We start from the raw sequence: 19406 nt of genomic DNA, 5'->3' as shown, positions 1-19406 counted from the left end.
ACGACTCCGCGGAACCCTCCGCCGGTTCGTGGTGTGCTGCCGCTCACGGAACGCGCCTGAGCGTCCCGCGCGTCCCGGGCAGAATGGGGCGCATGATCCACAAGGGCCTCGCCGTCCCCGTCGTCCTCGACCTCGGCACGACGGGACCGGGCATCCCTGGCTCGGGCGCTGCCCCCGGCGCGGTGACCGCACGCGCCCTCGTCGGGCGGCGGGTCGACGACGGCGCGTTCTCCTGGCCGCTCCTGACGCTCGACGAGGCGGCGCTCGACCACAACATCGCGACGGTCGCGGGGGCGATCGCGGCGTGCGGGGCGGAGCACGCGCCACACGTGAAGACCCACATGTCGCGCGACCTCACGGAGCGGCAGCTGGCCGCTGGGGCGTGGGGCGGCACGGTCGCCACGCCCGCGCAGCTGCGGACCTTCCTCGGCTGGGGCCTTGCAGGCGGCGGGCGGCGGGCGATCCTGGCGAACGAGCTCGTGGACCCGCGCGAGGTGGCCTGGCTGCGCGGCGTGCTCGACCGGGGCGAGGCGGACGAGGTGTGGGTGTACGTGGACTCCGCCCGCGGCGTCGAGATGCTGGCCCGCGGGTTCGCGGGCGCGGGCCGGAGCGGCCTGGGCGTCCTGGTCGAGCTGGGCACGCCCGGCGGGCGCACCGGGGTGCGCACGCCCGCGGCGGCCGTCGCCCTGGCGCGAGCCGCCGCCGACGCCGGACTGCGGGTCCTCGGCGTCGCCGGCTACGAGGGCCCGGTCGCGAGCGGCACGAGCGCCGAGGAGCTCGCGGCGGTCGCCGGCTGGTGCGCCGCGGTGCGTGAGGCCGCAGCGGGGGTCGCGCCGCTCGTCGACGGCCCCGTCGTGCTCAGCGCGGGCGGTAGCGCCCACGCGGACGTGGTGCTGCGCGAGCTCACGCGACCGCTCGCCGTGGCTGCCGGGACCCGCGTGGTCCTGCGCTCGGGCGCCTACGTGACGCACGACCACGGCCACTACGCCCGCGCCGACCCGTGGGCGCGGCTCGGCGCGACGCCGCTGCGCCCCGCGATCACGCTGTGGGGCCAGGTCCTGTCCGCACCCGAGGCGGGACGCGTGATCTGCGGCGTCGGACGCCGGGACGTCTCGTTCGACATCGACCTGCCGGTCCCGTTGTGGGTGCGTCCGGTGTCCGACGCCGGCCGGCTGGGTCCCGCACGCGACCTCGCCCCGGGCGGCGCGCAGGCGGGCGGCGCGCGGGTGACCGCGCTCAACGACCAGCACGCGTACCTCGAGGTGGCGGACGGCGACGCGACGGCGCCCGGCGACGTCGTCGGCTTCGGGATCTCCCACCCCTGCACGACGCTCGACAAGTGGCGCGTGGCCGTGCTCGTGCGCGGCGACGAGGTGACGGGTCTCGTCACCCTGGACTTCTGAGACCGTGACGACCGAGGAGAGAACGATGAGTACGCCCAAGACCCCGATCTCGACGCCGAACGCGCCGGCGCCTGCGCACACCTTCCACCAGGGGGTCCGCAAGGGGCCGTTCGTGCAGGTGTCGGGCCAGGGGCCCGTCGATCCCGTGACGGGGGAGTACCTGTACCCGGGCGACGTCGCCGCGCAGACCACACGCACGCTCGAGAACGTGCGCGCGATCGTCGAGGCTGCGGGCGCCACGTTCGACGACGTGCTGATCCTGCGCGTCTACCTCACGAAGCGCGAGGACTTCGCGGTGATGAACGAGGCGTACGGCGAGTTCGTCAGGAAGCACTGCCCGGGCGGTGTGCTGCCGGCGCGCACGACGGTGTTCACGGGCCTGCCGCGCGAGGAGATGCTGGTGGAGATCGACGCGCTGGCCGTCATGGACTGACGGTCAGGGGACCCGCGCCGGCTCGCGCTCGGGCTCGGTTGCGGGCGGCGTCGTCCCCGGCTCGGGCGCGCGCCGGCGCCGGGCGGTGCGCACCACCCGGTAGGCCACGTACGCGAGGGCCGCGACCGCGAGCCACGGCAGCAGTACGCCGACCACGAGCACGACCACCTGGACGGTGCTCACGAGAGCCTCCCAGCCTGCGGCGAGGCCACCGACGAAGCCGGGCTCTTCCTCCTGGCTGGTCACGGCCGCGGCGTCGGCGACGATGTCGACCCGCAGCGTCGACATCGCGACCTCGTCGGAGAGGTGCTCGCGCTGCGCCCGCAGGGAGTCCAGCTCGGCCTGGCGCGTCGAGAGCTCGCGCTCGACCTCGAGGAGGTCAGTGACGGATGCGGCCCCCGCCATGAGGCCCCGCAGCCGGTCGGTGGAGGTCTCCAGGGCCGAGATGCGTGCGTCGAGGTCCTGGGCCGTCGCGGTGACGTCGACGGTGTCGATCGTGACGTCGCTGACGGTGCCGACGCCATCGAGGGCGTCGATCGTGGGGGTGACCTGGTCGGCCGGGATGCGCAGGGTCATGGACGCCCGGCCCGGCTCACCGTCGGACCCGGCCTGCTCGCTGCGCTGCTCGACCCGGCCGCCGACCTGCTCCACGATCCGGGCGAGCTGCTGCGCGGCCGCGACCGGGTCCGCCACGACGAGCGTGGCCGAGCCGGTGGTGACGAGCTCGCGGAGGGTCACCGCGGAGACCGTACCGGCGAGGTCTCCGGCGGCGTTGTCGCCGCCGGCCGCCTCGTCCGTGACGGACTCGGGGGCGCCGGCCGAGTCGGCGCTGCCGTCGCTCGCGCCGCCCGAGCACGCGGCCAGTCCCAGCGCCAGCAGCACGCCGAGTACGACGGCGCGGCCGCGGGTGGGTCGGCGGGAGGGTCTCGGGCTCATGCGACGAGCGTAGGAGCGACTTCACCCTCCCGGCAGGTCAGGACGCGAATCGTGATGGCTTTGTGAGATTGGGTGTCAGCATCCGAGACGGCTCTCGCCTGCTTGTGGTCCGCGGAAAGCCGCCGTTCCGTAACGGTTCGATCACGACCTTGCTCACGTGATGGACACCACAGTGTTAAGGAAGTCTACTAACAAACGGCATCGAAACCCCGGGCACAACGACGTGACTGCGGAGACCGAGCGGTGGCTCGATGGAGGCCTTGCCCGCAAGCGAGAGGAAGCATCCCGTGAAGAAGAACCGACTTGTCGTCGCCGCGGCGTCGACGATCACCCTGGCCCTCGCCCTGACGGCGTGCGGCGGCAACGAGGAGCCCACGGACGGCGGTGACGCGACCGGTGAGGTGCGCGTGTGGCTCGTCGGGTCCGACACCAACGACGAGGCTCGCGCCCTCCTGAAGGAGACGTTCGAGGCCGAGAATCCGGGCAGCACGCTGACGATCGAGGAGCAGTCCTGGACCGGCCTCGTCGACAAGTACACGGCCGCCCTGGCGGGGTCCGACGCCCCCGACCTCGTCGAGGTCGGTAACACGCAGGCGGCGGCGTTCACCTCCTCCGGCTACTTCCAGGAGATCACCGCCGAGCAGTTCGAGGAGCTCGGTGGCGACGACCTGCTGCCCGGCTTCGTGGAGGCCGGAGACTGGGAGGGCAAGCACTACGCCCTGCCGTACTACTCCGGTTCGCGCGTCGTCTTCTACTCGAAGCAGGTGCTCGGGGACACGCCGGTGCCGACCACGCTCGACGAGTACGTCGCCACGGCGGCCGGGCTGCACACGGCGGACCGTTCCGGCATCTACTGGCCCGGCCAGGACTGGTACAACGCGCTGCCCTTCATCTGGGAGAACGGCGGCTTCGTCGCCGAGCCGAAGGACGACGGCACGTGGGAGGCCGGCTTCTCGTCGGAGGGCGGCATCGCCGGCCTGACGCAGATCCAGGAGGCGTTCGCCACCTCCAACGCGCCGAAGGACGGTCAGGAGACCGACCTCCAGGTGCCGTTCTGCGAGGGCAAGGTCGGGTTCCTCTCGGCTCCCTCGTGGATCCAGTGGTCCATCAACGCTCCCGAGGAGCCCGAGGCGGAGGACGGCGTCCCCGGCTGCGCCTCGACCTACGGCTCTGACCTGGTCGCCTTCCCGCTCCCGGGCAAGGACGGCGGCGTCGCCCAGACGTTCGCCGGCGGCTCCAACATCGCCATCGCGAAGAACTCGCCGAACCCCGACCTGGCCTACAAGGCGCTGCAGATCATCCTGAGCGACGAGTACCAGTCGATCATCGGTGCGGCGGGCCTGGTCCCGGCCAAGGTCTCGCTCGCCGGCACGGTGGACCAGACCAACCCGATCGCCGCCGCCGGCGTCGAGGCGGCCGCCAACGCCAGGCTCACCCCGGCCTCGCCGAAGTGGGCCGACGTCGAGGCCGCCGGCCTCCTGGCGAGCGCGTTCACGAAGATCGCCTCCGGTGAGGACGTCGAGACGGTCGCCAAGGACCTCGACGCCCAGATCGAGGAGATCCTCAACCCCTGACCTGACGCCTGTCGCAGAGGGGCCCGCCCGGCGCCGGGCAACCGGCGCCGGGCGGACCCGCTTCGTGAACGAGGACGGAACGCATGACCCTCACCACAACCCCCGTACCCCTTGCCCGCCGCCGGCGTCTGCCGGTGATGCCGTGGCTGCTGCTCTCCGGGAGTGTCGCCCTGCTCGGCGTCATGACCGGCTACCCGGTCGTACGCCTGCTCGTGATGTCCTTCCAGGAGTACGAGCGCGCCCAGCTCATGGGCATGCCCGCCGAGTGGGTCGGCCTGCAGAACTACGTCGACGTGCTGTCCGACGTCGACGGCTTCTGGACGGTGCTGCTGCGCAGCGTCGTCTTCATGGCCGCCTGCGTGACGCTGACCATGGTGCTCGGCATGCTCGTCGCGCTGCTGATGATCCGCGTGGGCAAGGTGCTGCGCACCCTCGTCACCGTGGGCCTGCTCTTCGCGTGGGCGATGCCCACGCTCGCCGGGACCATCGTGTGGGGCTGGATCTTCGACACCGAGTACGGCGTCGTGAACAACCTCCTCACCCGGGTCACCGGGGAGAGCTGGATGGGCCACTCGTGGCTGCTGGACCCGCTGACGTTCTTCATGATCCTGACGTTCATCATCGTCTGGGGCGCACTGCCCTTCGTCACCTTCACGCTCTACGCGGGGCTCACGCAGATCCCCGGCGAGGTCCTCGAGGCTGCCGAGCTGGACGGTGCCAACGGTTTCCAGCGCTTCCGCCTGATCCAGCTGCCGTTCGTCAGCAGCATCGTCACGGTGCTCGTGGTGCTGTCGATGATCTGGGACCTGCGGGTGTTCACCCAGGTCTTCGCGCTGCAGGGCATCGGCGGCGACCGGGAGCAGACGAACACGATCGGGGTCTACATCTACCAGACGGGCATGGCCCAGGGGCACTACGGCCTCGCCGGCGCGATCGGCGTGATCTTCGTGTTCATCATGCTCGGCCTGTCGTTCTACTACGTGCGCCGCACGGTGCGGGAGGAGGAGCTGTGACCGTCGTCGAGAGCCCAGGCGTGCACGCGGAGCTCGGGGCGCGCCCGCTGTCCGCCGCGCCGGTGCGGGCCAGGAAGCGCGGGGGAGCCCGGCGCCGCGTGGGTGACGTCGTGTACGGGGCGCTGGCCGTCGTGGTCTTCGTGTTCTCGGTGTTCCCGGTGTACTGGATGCTGAACACGTCGTTCCTGCCGAACCGCCTGATCCGCGGGTCCGACCTGCACTTCTTCCCGACGCCCGACGTCTTCACGCTGGACAACTACCGCACGGCGATCTTCGACGAGTCGCGGTCGGCGTTCATCCCTGCGCTGTGGAACTCCCTCGGCGTCGCGGCGATCACCGTGGTGGTCGCGATGGCGCTCGGGTTCGTGGCGTCGCTCGCGCTGACCCGCTTCTCCTTCAAGGGCAAGCGGACGTTCATCGTCCTGATCCTCGTGGTGCAGATGCTCCCGGGCGAGGCGCTGTTCGTCTCGATCTTCCGGATCATCGACAGCTGGCAGATGCTCAACACGATCATCGGCCTGTCGATCGTGAACATCGCGGCCGTGGTGCCGTTCACGATCTGGACGCTGCGCGGGTTCGTGAACGGCGTGCCGGCGGAGCTGGAGGAGGCGGCCATGATCGACGGCTGCTCGCGGGCGGGTGCCTTCTGGCGGATCACCTTCCCGCTGCTCGCCCCCGGGCTGGTCGCGACGGGCGTCTTCGCCCTGATCCAGGCCTGGAACGAGTTCGTCATCGCGCTGATCATCATGCAGCGACCCGAGTCGATGACCTTGCCCGTGTGGCTGCGGACGTTCCAGCAGGCCACGCAGGCGACCAACTGGGGCGCCATGATGGCGGGCGCGACGCTCATCGCGGTGCCGGTGGTGATCTTCTTCCTGCTGGTCAACAACAAGATGACCGGCGGGCTGGTGTCGGGAGCGGTCAAGGGCTGACGGGTACCGGCCCCTACCACGCTCGCCCGGATTCGTCCCGTTCCGCGTACCCTCGGCGCGACGCCCCGCACGGTGTGGGGCAGGCTCGGATTCGTCAGCTTCCTGACGCAACGTCCGGCCTCATCGCCCAGGGAGCACGGCGGAAGGAGTCGCTGTGCCGCCGACCCGATGTCACGGTTCGATCACGACATCGCCGGGTTGATGGACACCACTCTGTTAAGGAGGTCTACTAACAAACATGACGACGGCGACAGGACGCAGCAGCTCCGAGCGGAGTCTGGGGAACAGGCTGCGCGCGACGTCGAAGGTGCTCCCCGAGCATGCCCGGGCGCACAACCGCGCGCTCGTGCTGCAGCACCTCTTCCACCAGGGCCCCACCTCCCGTGCCGACCTGGCACGGGCCACGGCTCTCACGCGGGTCACGATCTCCGACCTGGTCTCGGTGCTCATCGCCGAGGGCCTCGTCGAGGAGCTCGGCACCCGTCCCGGTCAGCGCGTCGGCAAGCCCGCGATCCTCGTGGGCCTGCGCACCGACGCTTACCAGATCGTCGCGGTGGACCTCACCGACGACGCCCAGATGCGCGGCGCCGTGCTCAGCCTGATGGGCGGGGTCGTGGTGCGCCGCAGCCTCGCGATCGACGGCCGGACGGGCGACGAGCTCGTCGACCTCCTCACGAGGTTCCTGCGCCGGCTGCTGGCCGCCGCGACCCAGCCGGTCATCGGCGTCGGCATCGGCTCGCCCGGCGTGATCGACGTCGGCGGCCGCGTCGTCGAGGCCCCGAACCGGCGCTGGTACGACGTGCCGCTGGCGGCGCTGCTCAGCGAGCGGCTCGGCCTGCCGGTGCACGTCGCGAACGACGCCAACACCGCCGCGCTCGGCGAGTTCACCTACGGCGGGGCGGCCTCGGGCCTGCTCGTGCTCACGGTGGGGGAGGGCGTCGGCGCGGGCATCGTCGTGGACGGCGTCCGCGTCCACGGTCACGGCCACGCGGCCGGAGAGCTCGGCCACATCACCGTGGTCGACGACGGCGAGTCGTGCGCCTGCGGGCGCCGCGGCTGCCTGGAGACCGTCCTGTCCGTCCCCGCGCTCCGGCGCGCGGTGGCGGGCAAGGACGCGGAGTCGGCCGACGCCGCCCTGGCGTCGGCGGGCAGGGTGCTGGGAGTGACCCTGGCTCCTGTCGTCAGCGCGCTCAACCTCGCCGAGGTGCTGCTGAGCGGTCCCCGCGACCTGCTCGACGGCGCCCTGCGAGAGGCCGTGGCGCAGACCATCCGCGAACGGACGATGCCGGCGATCAACGTCGACCTCCAGATCCGGATGGCCACCCTGGACGAGGACGTGGTGCTCTCGGGCGCCGCCGTCCTCGTCCTGTCCGCCCAGCTCGGCGTCTCCTGAGCTGTGCCAGAACGAGAGGAAGCACCCAGTGAACAAGAATCGTCTCGTCGGCGTCGGTGTGGCGTCGACGATCACCCTGGCACTCGCGCTCAGCGCGTGCTCGGGGGACACACCGGAGGCCACCGACGACGGCTCCCCTGAGGGGGCCGAGATCACGCTCTGGCTCGCGGGCGGCGATACGCCCGACGAGCTGCGCGAATACCTCAAGACCACGTTCGAGGCGGAGAACCCCGGTTCGACCCTCACGATCGAGCAGCAGGAGTGGGGCGACCTGGTCACCTCCCTCACCACGGCGCTGCCCGACGCGGAGAACACCCCCGACGTCGTCGAGGTCGGCAACACTCAGTCCCCGACGTTCACGACGGTGGGTGCGTTCCTCGACATCTCCGACATGTACGACGAGCTGGGCGGCGACAAGCTGCTCCCGTCCTTCGTCGAGGTCGGCGCGGCCGAGGGGAAGAACTACGCGCTGCCGTACTACTTCGGCTCGCGGTACATGTTCTACCGGGCGGACCTCTGGTCGGCCGCCGGGCTGACGGTGCCGACGACGCTCGCCGAGTTCGGCGACTCGGTCGCCAAGCTCAAGACGGACACGCAGTCAGGCCTCGCCATGGGCGGCCAGGACTGGCGCAACGGCATCTCCTGGGTCTTCGCGAACGGCGGCGAGCTCGCCGTCGAGGACGGCGGCGAGTGGACCTCCACGCTGTCCGACCCGAAGACGATCGCCGGCCTCGAGCAGTGGCAGGCCGTGTACCAGAATGCCTCGAACGTCCCCTCGACCGAGCGCGACGTGGCGTACTGGGACTTCCTGAACGACGGCACGGACGCCACGCCTCCGGCCGCGGCGACGATCATGGCGCCGGGCTGGGCCCGCTGGTCGATCGGTGACCTCGTCACGAACGACGAGGGCGAAGAGGTGCGCGACGGCATGGTCGACGCCACCAAGTTCGACATCTTCGCCCTGCCCGGCGTCGACGGTGGCGTCGCGCCGGTGTTCGCGGGCGGCTCCAACATCGCGATCTCCGCGCAGTCGCAGCAGCCGGAGCTCGCCAAGAACCTCCTTCGGATCATCTTCTCCGAGGAGTACCAGACGATGCTCGGCGAGAACGGCCTCGGCCCGGCCAACTCCGACTACACGTCGGCGCTCGGCGACGACAAGTTCGCCCAGACGATGATCGAGACCGCCCAGGCCTCGAAGCTCACCCCGGCCGCGCCGGGCTGGGCGGCCCTCGAGGGCCAGTTCGTCTACGAGGAGCTGTTCCAGAAGATCGCCGACGGCGGTGACGTGGCCGCACTGGCCGCCGAGTACGACGAGAAGATCACGCCGATCCTCAACACGGGCAGCTGACCTTCCGTACCTGACCGGAGGCGGGGCCCGCGCCGCGGACCCCGCCTCCGCCCCTGAGGGAGAACCACCATGACCCGCACGGAGACGACCGGTACCAGAGTGCCGGCGCCGCGCCCGTCGAGCGTTGCGACCGCCCCGCGCCGCAAGACCAACCCGCTTCCGTACTTCCTGATCCTGCCCTCTGTCGTCGCCCTCCTCGTCGCCCTCGCCTACCCCGTCGGGTGGCAGGTCCTCACGTCGATGCGCGAGTACGGGCTGGCCCAGCAGTTCGGCCAGCCGGCGACCTTCGTCGGCCTCGCCAACTACGTCGAGATCTTCACCTCCGACGACCTGTGGGCCGTGGTGGCGCGCTCGGTCGTCTTCTGCCTGGTGAACGCGATCGTGACGCTGGTGCTCGGCATCCTGCTGGCGCTGCTGCTCAAGGCCGTCCCGACGTGGGCGCGAGTGGTTCTCCAGGTGGCGCTGCTCCTCGCGTGGGCCATGCCGCTGGTCGCCGCCGTCACCGTCTGGAAGTGGATGTTCGACTTCCGCACCGGCGTCGTGAACTGGCTCCTCGTCCGGATGGGTTTCGAGCAGTTCGCCGGCCACGGCTGGCTGGCCACGCCGCTCTCCTTCTTCCTGGTCGCGACGATCATCATCGTGTGGATGTCGGTGCCCTTCGTGGCGCTGTCGGTCTACGCGGCGCTGACCCAGGTCTCGGGCGACGTGCTCGAGGCGGCCTCGCTCGACGGCGCGAGCCGCGTGCAGTCCTTCTGGCTGATCGTCCTGCCGACCATCCGGCCCGTCGTCTCCGTCGTGTTCCTGCTGCAGATCATCTGGGACCTGCGCGTCTTCGCCCAGATCAAGCTGTTGCAGGACTCCGGCGCCCCCGTCGGCGAGACGAACCTGCTCGGCACGTTCATCTATCAGCTCGGCGTCGGCAGCCAGGACTTCGGCGGGGCCGCGGCCGTGTCGCTGTTCGTCCTGGCGCTCACGATCGTGCTGACGTGGCCGTACGTGCGCAACCTGCTCAAGGAGGACGAGGCATGACCGCCACCGTCGCACCCGCCGGGCCATCCGCCTGGCCCACCGCCGTCGGGCAGCGCCGCCGGAAGGTGCCCCTCGGGCGCTGGTCGCTGGCCCTCGTGGCCGTGGCCGCAGCCGCGGTCTGGGCGTTCCCCGTCTACTGGATGGTGACCTCGTCCCTGCTGCCGAACGCGCGCCTGCGCGCCGGCACCCCCACGTTCTTCCCCGTGAACGGGACGCTGCTGAACTACGAGCGCGTCGTGGCCGGGTCGTCCTTCCTGTCCGCGCTGCGCATGAGCCTGGCGATCACGCTGCTCACCGTCCTGCTCGTGCTGATCTTCGCGTTCCTCGCGGCGCTCGCGATCAGCCGGTTCCGGTTCCGCGGCCGCAAGGCGTTCGTCGTGGCGATCCTGTTCATCCAGATGCTCCCGGCCGAGGGCCTGTTCATCGCGCAGTACAAGCTTCTCGCGGGGATGAGCCTGCTCAACACGGTCGTCGGCCCGACGATCATCTACACCGCCTGCGTCGTCCCCTTCACGATCTGGATGCTGCGCGGCTTCGTCGCGGGGGTCCCCGCCGAGCTGGAGGAGGCCGCGATGGTCGACGGGCTGTCCCGCAGCCAGGCGTTCTGGCGGATCACCCTGCCCTTGCTCGCTCCGGGCCTCGTCGCGTCCGGCGTGTACGCGTTCCTGCAGGCCTGGAACGAGTTCACGGTGGCGCTCATCGCCCTGCCCGCCGAGAGCGCGAAGACCCTGCCGCTGTGGCTGCGGTCCTTCCTCAGCGCGAGCGCCAACCAGGGCGTGGACTGGGGCCAGGTCATGGCTGCCTCCGCGCTCATCGCCCTGCCTGTCATCGTGTTCTTCCTGTTCGTCCAGAACCGGATGACCGGCGGCCTCGTGTCCGGCGCGGTGAAGGGCTGATGGGGGCGTCATACACGATCGGTCTCGACATCGGCGGCACCAAGATCCTGGGCGCCCTCCTCGGGCCCGACGGCGCAGTGGTCGCCCAGGTGCGCCGCCCCACCGTCCGCGGGGCGGAGGGTGTGGTCGCCGGCGCGGCTCAGGCAGTGCGTGACCTCGTGGACCTGGGCGGCACCACCCTCGCGCGGGTCGCGGGCGTGGGGCTCGGCATCCCCGGCATCGTCGACCACGCCGCGGGCACCGTGCGGCACGCCGTGAACCTCGGGGTGGACGGGTCCGAGCTGCCGCTCGCCGACCTGCTGTCGGCCGAGATCGACGGCGTGCCGGTCGTGGTCGAGAACGACCTCAACGTGGCCGCGGTGGGTGCGGCACACCTGCTGGAGCGGGACACGCCCGTGCACCATCGGGCGGCCGGCGCCGCCCCGCAGAGCGAGGATCTCGCCTTCGTCGCCCTCGGCACGGGCCTCGCGGCCGGCCTGGTGCTCGAGGGCGACCTGCGGCGCGGCGTCAGCGGTGCCGCGGGCGAGATCGGGCACGTGCCGATCGACCCGGCCGGGCCGGAGTGCGCGTGCGGGCAGCGCGGCTGCCTCGAGATGTTCGCGTCCGGCACCGCGCTCGCCACCGCGTGGCCCGCGGTGCACGGCAAGCCCTCCCCGGTCGAGCTGTTCGAGGCGGCCGCCGCCGGCGACCCGGGCGCCGTCGCCGTCAAGGCGCGGTTCGCGGGCGCCGTGGCGAGCGCCGTGCGGCTGCTCGTCCTGACGGTCGACGTGCGCCACGTCGTCCTCGGCGGTGGGGTGTCCCAGCTCGGGGAGCCGCTGCTCGAGGCGGTGCAGGACGCCCTGCACGAGCAGGCCGAGGGATCGCCGTTCCTCACGTCCCTCGCCCTGCACGAGCGGGTGCGGATCGCGCCCCAGGGCGTGCCCGTCGCCGCGGTCGGTGCGGCGGTGCTCGGCCGGGAGGGTGCGTCCCGCCGCGGCGCGGTGGCGACGGACGGCGACGGCGGCGGCGACGGCGGGCGACGGGCCTCGGCCCGCGTGCCGGGCGGGCCGGACGACGGCGGGCACGACTGGCCGCACGACGAGACGAGGAGCTGAAATGGAAGTTGTCATCGCCCCCGCGGACCAGCTGGCCCGGCTGGCGGCGGACGCCGTCGAGGCGTTGCTGCGCGGCAAGCCGGACGCCGTGCTCGGCCTGGCCACGGGCTCGTCCCCCCTGAAGGTCTACGACGAGCTCGTGCGACGGCACGAGGCGGGCCTGTCGTTCGCGCGTGCCCGTGCCTTCATGCTCGACGAGTACGTCGGGCTGCCGGCCGAGCACCCGGAGCGGTACCGGAACGTCATCGAGAAGGAGATCGCCTCCCGCGTCGACTTCGAGCCCGGCGCCGTCGAGGGTCCGGACGGGCTGGCCGATGACCTGGTCGCCGCGTGCGCCGCCTACGAGGCGGCCATCGCCGACGCCGGCGGCGTGGACCTGCAGATTCTCGGCATCGGGACCGACGGGCACATCGCGTTCAACGAGCCCGGCTCGTCGCTCGCGTCGCGCACCCGCATCAAGACGCTCACCCGGCAGACCCGGGAGGACAACGCGCGGTTCTTCGGCGGCTCCGTCGACGACGTCCCGCGGCACTGCCTCACGCAGGGGCTCGCGACGATCATGTCGGCGCGGCACCTGGTCCTGCTGGCCACGGGCAAGGCCAAGGCGGAGGCGGTGCACCAGCTCGTCGAGGGACCCGTCTCCGCGATGTGGCCCGCGTCCGTCATGCAGCTGCACCCGCACGCGACGGTGCTGGTGGACGACGCCGCGGCGTCGCGCCTGCAGCTCGCCGACTACTACCGGGAGACGTTCGAGGACAAGCCGGACTGGCAGGGCCTGTAGCTCTCCCGCCGTACGACCCCACCGGCCGAGGTAGTCGCTCCGTCCGCACGGAGCGGCTACCTCGGCGGTCAGGGGGACGGTCTCAGAGGTAGTTGCCCGTCAGCGGCGCGGGCTTCCACCGGCCCGACGTCGCGATCTCGAGAAGCCGGTCCGTGGTCAGGTCCTCGGGGCCGTGCTCCAGCACGGCCCGGCGGGCCACCTCGCGCAGCTCCGCCCCGGTGGCGCCGTCGAGGTAGGACGCGATCAGCCCCACGTCGACCGGGGCGTCGTCCGACAGGTAGAGCCGCAGGATCGCCTCGCGCCCTGCGGCGTCCGGCGGGGGCACGTCGACGATCGTGTCGAACCGGCCCGGGCGCCTGACCGCCGGGTCGAGCGACTCCGGGTCGTTGGTCGTGGCGACGGTGAGCACGTCGTCCGAGCTGCGGGTGCCGTCGAGCGCGTCGAGGAACTCGGCGAAGGACGTGTCGCCGCGGGAGCTCTTGCTCGCCACCGAGTCGATCTCCTCGATGACGACGAGGCACGGCCCGAGGCTGCGGATCTCGTCGTACAGCTCGGTCATCCAGGTGCGCAGCACCTCCGGGGTGACCAGCACGACCGTGAGCGTCCCCGCGAGCTCGGTGGCGATCACACGGGTGAGCTTGGTCTTGCCCACGCCCGGCTTGCCCGCAAGCAGCAGCCCGCGCGACGTGGAGTGTCCCAGGGCGCGGAGCGCGTCCCGGCGGGTGGTCACGCTCGAGCAGAACAGGTCGACCTCGCGCCAGAGCTCGGCGGGCAGGACGACGTCGTCCCGGACCTGCGCCGTGTGCCGGACCGGGACCAGGTCGACGCCGCCGCGGGCGGACCGGGCCAGGAGGACGCCGCCGCGGTAGGGGTGGTTCTCCTCCAGGGTCCGGCTGAGGTCCGCGAGCACGGTCTCGGCCAGCGTGAGGTGGCCGGGCAGGGCGTAGGCCGTGAGCGTGGGCTCCCCGTGCTGGAAGCCGACCTCGACGGCGACCGGCTCGTCATAGGCGGTCCTCGCGGGGAACGTGACCACGGCCGTGGACGGGACGCTGACCGAGACGCCGTCGCCCAGCTGGAGCGCGGCGCGCTGCGGCGCGCCGTTGGCCCCGAACGACGAGACGCGGTCGGGGTGCTGGTCCATCCAGAGCTGCAGCGCGTACGCGTGCAGGCGCTGGAGGGTGGACGTCATCGAGCGGGAGACGTTCACGAGCACGCTCTCCTCGACGTCCCACTGCCGGGCCACCCAGTCCGCCGAGGTCTGCGGGGGCTTCGGGCGCTCGGGCACGGGGCGCCCGAGCATCGCGGCGACGGCCGCGACGGCGCGCTGGGCGCACTCCTCGTGGTCACCGAAGTCGGGCCACGGGATGTCGGGGGCGGGGCTGGCGTCACGGGTGAGGGAAGGGTCACCGTCGGCGGGCGCGAGGCTCCTCTCGGAGAGGTGGTGCGGCATGCGGACAGTCATACACCCCGCCGCCCACGCGCCCTACGGAAATCCAGGTGGCGGGCACGTCCGCCCCGTCGTGTCAGAGGTCCCGCGTAGACTGCCCGGCATGACCGATCCTCTCTCCAGCCCGCACAGGAGCAACGACTCGGACCCGTCCCAGCCGGCCGGGTCGACGAGCGTCCTCGAGCGCGAGGAGACCCGCGAGGAGGCGCAGCCGGGCGACCACGAGCGCTTCGCGCACTACGTGCGCAAGGAGAAGATCATGCAGTCCGCGATGACGGGCAAGCCCGTCATCGCGCTCTGCGGCAAGGTGTGGGTGCCCGGCCGGGACCCGAAGAAGTTCCCGGTCTGCCCGGCCTGCAAGGAGATCTACGACGGGCTGCGAGAGCCGCAGGACGGCGAGGGCGACTCGCCCAAGTGACATTGCGCCAGCCTCAACCGACAGAGTCGCCGCTGCCCCGAACGCCGTCGTCCGCGGCCGCATCCAACCTCAGCCCCGCCTTCCCGCGTCGCGCCCCCTGGGGTACGGCGTCGAACCTGCGCGCCTGGCAGGCCGAGGCTCTCGAGCTGTACCGCGCGCGGGATCCGCGGGACTTCCTGGCCGTCGCCACGCCCGGCGCCGGCAAGACCACCTTCGCGCTCCGCGTCGCGACCGAGCTGCTCGAGCAGGGCATCGTGCGGCGCGTCGCCGTCGTGGCCCCCACCGAGCACCTCAAGCACCAGTGGGCGGACGCCGCCGCGCGCGTCGGCATCCGCATCGACCCGAGCTTCAAGAACAGCCAGGGCCGCCACGGCGCGCACTACGACGGCGTCGCGCTGACGTACGCGCAGGTGGCCGCCAACCCGGCCCTCCACCGGGCGCGCACCGAGGCCGCGCCCACGCTCGTGATCCTCGACGAGGTGCACCACGGTGGCGACGCGCTGACGTGGGGCGACGCGGTCCGGGAGTCGTTCGAGGAGGCCACGCGCCGGCTCGCGCTGACCGGCACGCCGTTCCGCAGCGACACCTCGCCCATCCCGTTCGTCAACTACGAGCTCGACGCCGAGGGCATCCGTCGCTCCCGTGCGGACTACACCTACGGGTACGGCGAGGCGCTGCGCGACCACGTCGTGCGCCCCGTGCTGTTCATGTCCTACTCGGGGAGCATGCGCTGGCGCACGAAGGCCGGCGACGAGGTCAGCGCCCGCCTGGGTGAGGCCATGACGAAGGACATGACGTCGCAGGCGTGGCGCACCGCCCTCGACCCGGAGGGCGAGTGGATCCCGTCCGTCCTGGCCGCCGCGGACAAGCGGCTCAGCGAGGTCCGGCGTGCCATCCCGGACGCGGGCGCCCTGGTGATCGCCACGGACCAGACCGACGCGCGCGCCTACGCGGCGCACCTGCGCACGATCACGGGCAGGCAGCCGACGCTCGTCCTGTCCGACGACGAGGGGTCGAGCGGCCGCATCGAGGAGTTCTCCTCGAGCGACGACCGCTGGATGGTCGCGGTCCGCATGGTGTCGGAGGGTGTGGACGTGCCGCGCCTCGCGGTCGGCGTCTACGCGACGAGCGCCTCGACGCCGCTGTTCTTCGCGCAGGCGGTGGGCCGGTTCGTCCGGGCCCGCCGGCGCGGCGAGACCGCGTCGATCTTCCTGCCCAGCGTGGCGCCCCTGCTCACGCTGGCGAACAGCATGGAGGAGGAGCGCGACCACGCGCTCGACCGGCCCCGCACCGCGGAGGAGCAGGGCATCGAGTACGACCCGGAGGCCGCGCTCGTCGCGGACGCGAACCGGGAGGACAAGGCGTCCGGCGACCTGCTGCAGGGCACGTTCCAGGCCCTGGAGGCGCAGGCGTCCTTCGACAGGGTCCTGTTCGACGGCGGCGAGTTCGGCACGGGCGCCGACGTGGGCTCGGCGGAGGAGCTCGACTTCCTCGGCCTGCCGGGCCTGCTCGAGCCCGACCAGGTGACGACCCTGCTGCGCCAGCGGCAGGCAGACCAGCTCCGTTCCCGGGGCGGCGCGCCGAGCACGCGCGAGGTCGAGGCGCAGCGCTCCGAGCAGGAGCACCGGCGGGCGGGGGAGCTGCGCAAGGAGCTGTCGAAGCTGGTGGGCGCGTGGGCGAAGCGCAGCGGCCAGCCGCACGGCATGGTGCACACCGAGCTGCGCCGCAAGTGCGGCGGGCCCGAGGTGCCGCTCGCCACGGCGGACCAGCTCCAGGCGCGGGTCGAGCAGGTGCGACGGTGGTTCGTCGGGGCGCAGTAGGCGCGGGGCGCCGCGGGAGTTCACCCGCCCCGGGCGCGGGTTGTGTGGGTCCGGGTCGGATCGTGAGACGGCGTGCGGTGTGTTCCGTCGTCGGCGTCCCTCCTGGCCTACCGTGAGCACATGACCGACGAGCCCCGGGGCATCGGCGCCCCGCTCATGACGGCCTCACCGTTGGACCTGCCCGCAGCGCCGCTCCCGGCCGTGCGCCCGTCGGTCGCGCTCCTGACGGACCGCTACGAGCTGACGATGCTGCAGGCTGCCCTCGCGGACGGGACCGCGCACCGGCACTGCGTCTTCGAGGTGTTCACGCGCCGGCTCCCGCCGGGCCGCCGGTACGGCGTTCTCGCGGGGACGGGTCGAGTTCTGGAAGCGTTGCCACATTTTCGGTTCGGCGACGCCGAGCTGGCGTACCTCGAGCGTGCGGACGTCGTGGACGCCCGCACGCTCGACTTCCTGGCTGGCTACCGGTTCACCGGCTCCGTCAGCGGGTACGCCGAGGGCGAGGCGTTCTTCCCCGGCTCGCCCGTCCTGCAGGTCGAAGGGTCGTTCGCCGAGGCCGTCCTGCTGGAGACGCTCGTCCTGTCGATCCTCAACTTCGACTCTGCGATCGCGTCGGCGGCCTCGCGCATGACCAGCGCAGCCGTGGACCGGCCGATCCTCGAGATGGGCGCGCGCCGCGCGAACGAGCAGGCCGCGGTCGCGGCAGCTCGCGCTGCGGTGATCGCCGGGTTCGCCGGGACGTCGAACCTCGAGGCGGGGATGCGCTACGGGCTGGAGACGATCGGCACGGCCGCGCACGCGTTCACGCTGCTGCACGACGACGAGCGGTCGGCCTTCGAGTCGCAGGTCGCCGCGCTCGGCAAGGGGACGACGCTGCTCGTGGACACCTACGACGTGCGACGCGGCGTCGAGACCGCCGTCGACGTCGCCGGCACGGGCCTCGGCGCGGTGCGACTCGACTCGGGCGACCTCGGGGTGCAGGCCGTCGAGGTCCGCAAGCAGCTCGACGACCTGGGCGCACACCGCACCCGGATCGTCGTGACGTCCGACCTGGACGAGTACGCGATCGCGGCGCTCGCCGCCGCTCCGGTGGACGTGTACGGGGTCGGGACGTCCCTGGTCACGGGCTCGGGCGCCCCGACCTGTGGCATGGTCTACAAGCTCGTCGCGCGCGAGGACGCGTCGGGGGTGCTCAAGCCTGTGGCCAAGGCGTCGGCGAACAAGATCACGAGCGGCGGGCGCAAGGCCGCGGCACGGCGGTACGGCGACGACGGCCGCGCCGTCGAGGAGGTGCTGGTGATCGGACCCGAGGAGCTGGTGTCGGTGTGGACGCCGGACGGCGAGGACCTGCGCCCGCTGCTCGTGCCCCTGGTGGTCGAAGGCGCCGTGGACTCGCGCTGGGTGGGGGCGTACGGCGTGCAGAACGCGGTCGCCACGCACCGGCACTCGCGGGCCGAGCTGCCTCGTGGCGCCCGCCGCCTGTCCGCGGGCGACCCGGCGCTCCCTACGACGGAGCTGCGGCTCGGCTGACCCTGACGCGCGCCTCCCGCGAGGGTCCAGGCAGGACGGGGCCGGCGGAAGCCTGGGGAGCGCTGACACCAGGAGCATGCTGCACCGGTGCGCGTCCGCAACGGTCCGGTCACGGGGTCATGTCGAAGGGGTGCCGGGCAGCCATGACGGGACGTTTCGGCCTAGAGTGGGATCGTGACATCTTCCCCCACGCCGCTGATCGTTCCCGTGGGCGCAGCAGCCGGGACGGCCACCCGGGAGGACACCACGGCGGACGCCGTCCACGGGCTGGCGGACCCCTGGGTCACGATCGTCTGGAACGATCCGGTGAACCTCATGTCGTACGTGTCCTACGTGTTCGAGAGCTACTTCGGCTACTCGCAGGCCAAGGCGCGCAAGCTCATGCTGCAGGTGCACCACGACGGCCGCGCCGTCGTGTCCAGCGGCGGGCGCGAGCGCATGGAGGTCGACGTGCAGGCGATGCACGGCTTCGGCCTGTGGGCGACGCTCCAGCAGTCGGGCAAGCAGTCGGGCGCCCCCGATGGCGCCCGGGGAGCGGCATGACCCCGTTCCGCGCGATGCGGCGGGGGTACGAGTCCCGGTTCGAGCCCGTCGAGAAGGCCGTCCTCGCCAAGGTCGCGCGCGACGTCGCCGCGTTGCTCCGCGACGAGTCCGGGCTCGGCCCCGCGCAACGCCCCGAGCGGCCGTGGGGGCCCGACGGCGGACCCCGCCCCGCGACGCCGGCCCGCCCCGGCGCGGGACCGGGCGGCCTGCGTGCTCCCGACGACCTCAGCGCCCTCGGCATCCCGACCGACGGCGAGCTCGCGAGCCTGACCGGCATGACCGGTGTGGCCCGGGTGCCGTCGGACCCGGCCGCGCTCCGCCTGCTGCCCGACGCTAGCAAGGACGACCCGGACGTCGCTGCCGAGTTCCGGCACCTGACGCAAGCCGACCTGGCGCGCTCCAAGGTGACGCGGCTGGAGAACCTCGCCGAGCTGCTCGACCCGCGGGACGCGCCCGAGCGGGCCGTCCAGCAGGCCGGACGGCACGGCGCGCCGCCGCCCGTGCGCGTGCCCCGCGAGGACGCCGCGGCGGTCGCGGGGGCGCTCACCGACGTGCGCCTCGTCATCGCCGAGCGCCTGCGCCTCGCCACCGACGAGGACGTGGAGCGGCTCACCGACGAGGTGATGTGGGACAACGAGGCCGGGCGTGACATCCCGGCGGTCGACGACGACCGGGCCGCGACGCGGTTCTGGGCCGGGGTGTTCGTCGCCGCGGGCTACGCGCAGGAGTCGCTCGTGGAGGTCATGCTGGCCGACCTGCGGTCGGGGCAGCGGACCGGTCAGCCGTCCGACGACGCCGAGAGCGACGGCTGAGCCC

The 19406-nt window shown here is 72.4% G+C and carries 18 protein-coding genes; 16 read left to right on the top strand and 2 right to left on the bottom strand.

Annotated features, from left to right (window positions below):
- The first annotated feature begins 92 nt into the window (after nucleotides 1-92).
- A complete protein-coding gene (locus L1785_RS02270; protein ID WP_236087506.1) occupies nucleotides 93-1403 on the top strand; it encodes an alanine racemase in 1311 nt (436 codons plus the stop codon).
- 25 nt (nucleotides 1404-1428) lie between these two features.
- Nucleotides 1429-1836 carry a RidA family protein gene (locus tag L1785_RS02265; protein ID WP_236087505.1) on the top strand — a complete coding sequence of 136 codons (408 nt, stop codon included), beginning with the start codon at nucleotides 1429-1431 and terminating at the stop codon, nucleotides 1834-1836.
- A 3-nt stretch (nucleotides 1837-1839) separates the two neighbouring features.
- Here the strand turns inward: L1785_RS02265 and L1785_RS02260 are convergent, their stop codons facing one another.
- Nucleotides 1840-2772 carry a DUF4349 domain-containing protein gene (locus L1785_RS02260; RefSeq protein WP_236087504.1) on the bottom strand — a complete coding sequence of 311 codons (933 nt, stop codon included), beginning with the start codon at nucleotides 2770-2772 and terminating at the stop codon, nucleotides 1840-1842.
- A 287-nt stretch (nucleotides 2773-3059) separates the two neighbouring features.
- Between L1785_RS02260 and L1785_RS02255 the strand changes: the two genes are divergently transcribed.
- The 9 genes from L1785_RS02255 to nagB all read left to right on the top strand — a co-directional run bounded on the left by L1785_RS02255 (nucleotide 3060) and on the right by nagB (nucleotide 12832).
- Nucleotides 3060-4346, top strand: a complete 1287-nt coding sequence (locus L1785_RS02255; RefSeq protein WP_236087503.1) for an extracellular solute-binding protein — start codon at nucleotides 3060-3062, stop codon at nucleotides 4344-4346.
- An 83-nt stretch (nucleotides 4347-4429) separates the two neighbouring features.
- Nucleotides 4430-5359: a carbohydrate ABC transporter permease gene (locus tag L1785_RS02250; protein WP_236087502.1), complete on the top strand. Its 930-nt coding sequence runs from the start codon at nucleotides 4430-4432 to the stop codon at nucleotides 5357-5359.
- On the top strand, nucleotides 5356-6291 hold the full coding sequence (locus L1785_RS02245; RefSeq protein ID WP_236087501.1) for a carbohydrate ABC transporter permease: 936 nt from the start codon (nucleotides 5356-5358) through the stop codon (nucleotides 6289-6291). The genes L1785_RS02250 and L1785_RS02245 overlap by 4 nt, the downstream gene beginning before the upstream one ends.
- A 238-nt stretch (nucleotides 6292-6529) precedes the next feature.
- Nucleotides 6530-7684: an ROK family transcriptional regulator gene (locus L1785_RS02240; RefSeq protein ID WP_236087500.1), complete on the top strand. Its 1155-nt coding sequence runs from the start codon at nucleotides 6530-6532 to the stop codon at nucleotides 7682-7684.
- Nucleotides 7685-7712: 28 nt separating this feature from the next.
- On the top strand, nucleotides 7713-9032 hold the full coding sequence (locus L1785_RS02235; protein ID WP_236087499.1) for an extracellular solute-binding protein: 1320 nt from the start codon (nucleotides 7713-7715) through the stop codon (nucleotides 9030-9032).
- Nucleotides 9033-9101: 69 nt separating this feature from the next.
- Entirely contained in the window at nucleotides 9102-10061 is a 960-nt protein-coding gene (locus L1785_RS02230; RefSeq protein WP_236087498.1) for a carbohydrate ABC transporter permease, read from the top strand.
- Nucleotides 10058-10957 carry a carbohydrate ABC transporter permease gene (locus L1785_RS02225; protein ID WP_236087497.1) on the top strand — a complete coding sequence of 300 codons (900 nt, stop codon included), beginning with the start codon at nucleotides 10058-10060 and terminating at the stop codon, nucleotides 10955-10957. Before L1785_RS02230 ends, L1785_RS02225 begins: the two co-directional genes overlap by 4 nt.
- Nucleotides 10957-12051, top strand: coding sequence for an ROK family protein (locus L1785_RS02220; RefSeq protein ID WP_236087496.1), 1095 nt, complete (start codon nucleotides 10957-10959; stop codon nucleotides 12049-12051). The genes L1785_RS02225 and L1785_RS02220 overlap by 1 nt, the downstream gene beginning before the upstream one ends.
- A 1-nt stretch (nucleotide 12052) precedes the next feature.
- On the top strand, nucleotides 12053-12832 hold the full coding sequence (gene nagB / locus L1785_RS02215; RefSeq protein ID WP_236087495.1) for a glucosamine-6-phosphate deaminase: 780 nt from the start codon (nucleotides 12053-12055) through the stop codon (nucleotides 12830-12832).
- Between the two features lie 82 nt (nucleotides 12833-12914).
- Here the strand turns inward: nagB and L1785_RS02210 are convergent, their stop codons facing one another.
- The gene (locus tag L1785_RS02210; RefSeq protein WP_236087494.1) at nucleotides 12915-14282 is read right to left on the bottom strand and encodes an AAA family ATPase; all 1368 of its coding nucleotides are present in this window, start codon (nucleotides 14280-14282) and stop codon (nucleotides 12915-12917) included.
- A gap of 100 nt (nucleotides 14283-14382) precedes the next feature.
- Between L1785_RS02210 and L1785_RS02205 the strand changes: the two genes are divergently transcribed.
- The 5 genes from L1785_RS02205 to L1785_RS02185 all read left to right on the top strand — a co-directional run bounded on the left by L1785_RS02205 (nucleotide 14383) and on the right by L1785_RS02185 (nucleotide 19402).
- A complete protein-coding gene (locus L1785_RS02205) occupies nucleotides 14383-14697 on the top strand; it encodes a DUF3039 domain-containing protein (RefSeq protein WP_236087493.1) in 315 nt (104 codons plus the stop codon).
- A complete protein-coding gene (locus L1785_RS02200; protein ID WP_236087492.1) occupies nucleotides 14694-16517 on the top strand; it encodes a DEAD/DEAH box helicase in 1824 nt (607 codons plus the stop codon). Before L1785_RS02205 ends, L1785_RS02200 begins: the two co-directional genes overlap by 4 nt.
- A 156-nt stretch (nucleotides 16518-16673) precedes the next feature.
- Entirely contained in the window at nucleotides 16674-18047 is a 1374-nt protein-coding gene (locus tag L1785_RS02195) for a nicotinate phosphoribosyltransferase (protein WP_236087520.1), read from the top strand.
- A gap of 207 nt (nucleotides 18048-18254) precedes the next feature.
- Nucleotides 18255-18590 (top strand): ATP-dependent Clp protease adapter ClpS, encoded by a 336-nt coding sequence (clpS, locus tag L1785_RS02190; protein WP_372461774.1) that lies wholly within the window; start codon nucleotides 18255-18257, stop codon nucleotides 18588-18590.
- On the top strand, nucleotides 18587-19402 hold the full coding sequence (locus L1785_RS02185) for a DUF2017 family protein (protein WP_236087491.1): 816 nt from the start codon (nucleotides 18587-18589) through the stop codon (nucleotides 19400-19402). The genes clpS and L1785_RS02185 overlap by 4 nt, the downstream gene beginning before the upstream one ends.
- Nucleotides 19403-19406: the final 4 nt, after the last annotated feature.

Origin of the sequence: Antribacter soli (genome assembly GCF_021568775.1) — a bacterium.
In the GTDB taxonomy this organism is placed as follows: Bacteria; Actinomycetota; Actinomycetes; order Actinomycetales; family Cellulomonadaceae; genus Antribacter; species Antribacter soli.
Note: the sequence above shows the minus strand (reverse complement) of the source record. Positions and strands in the feature narration are given on the sequence as shown.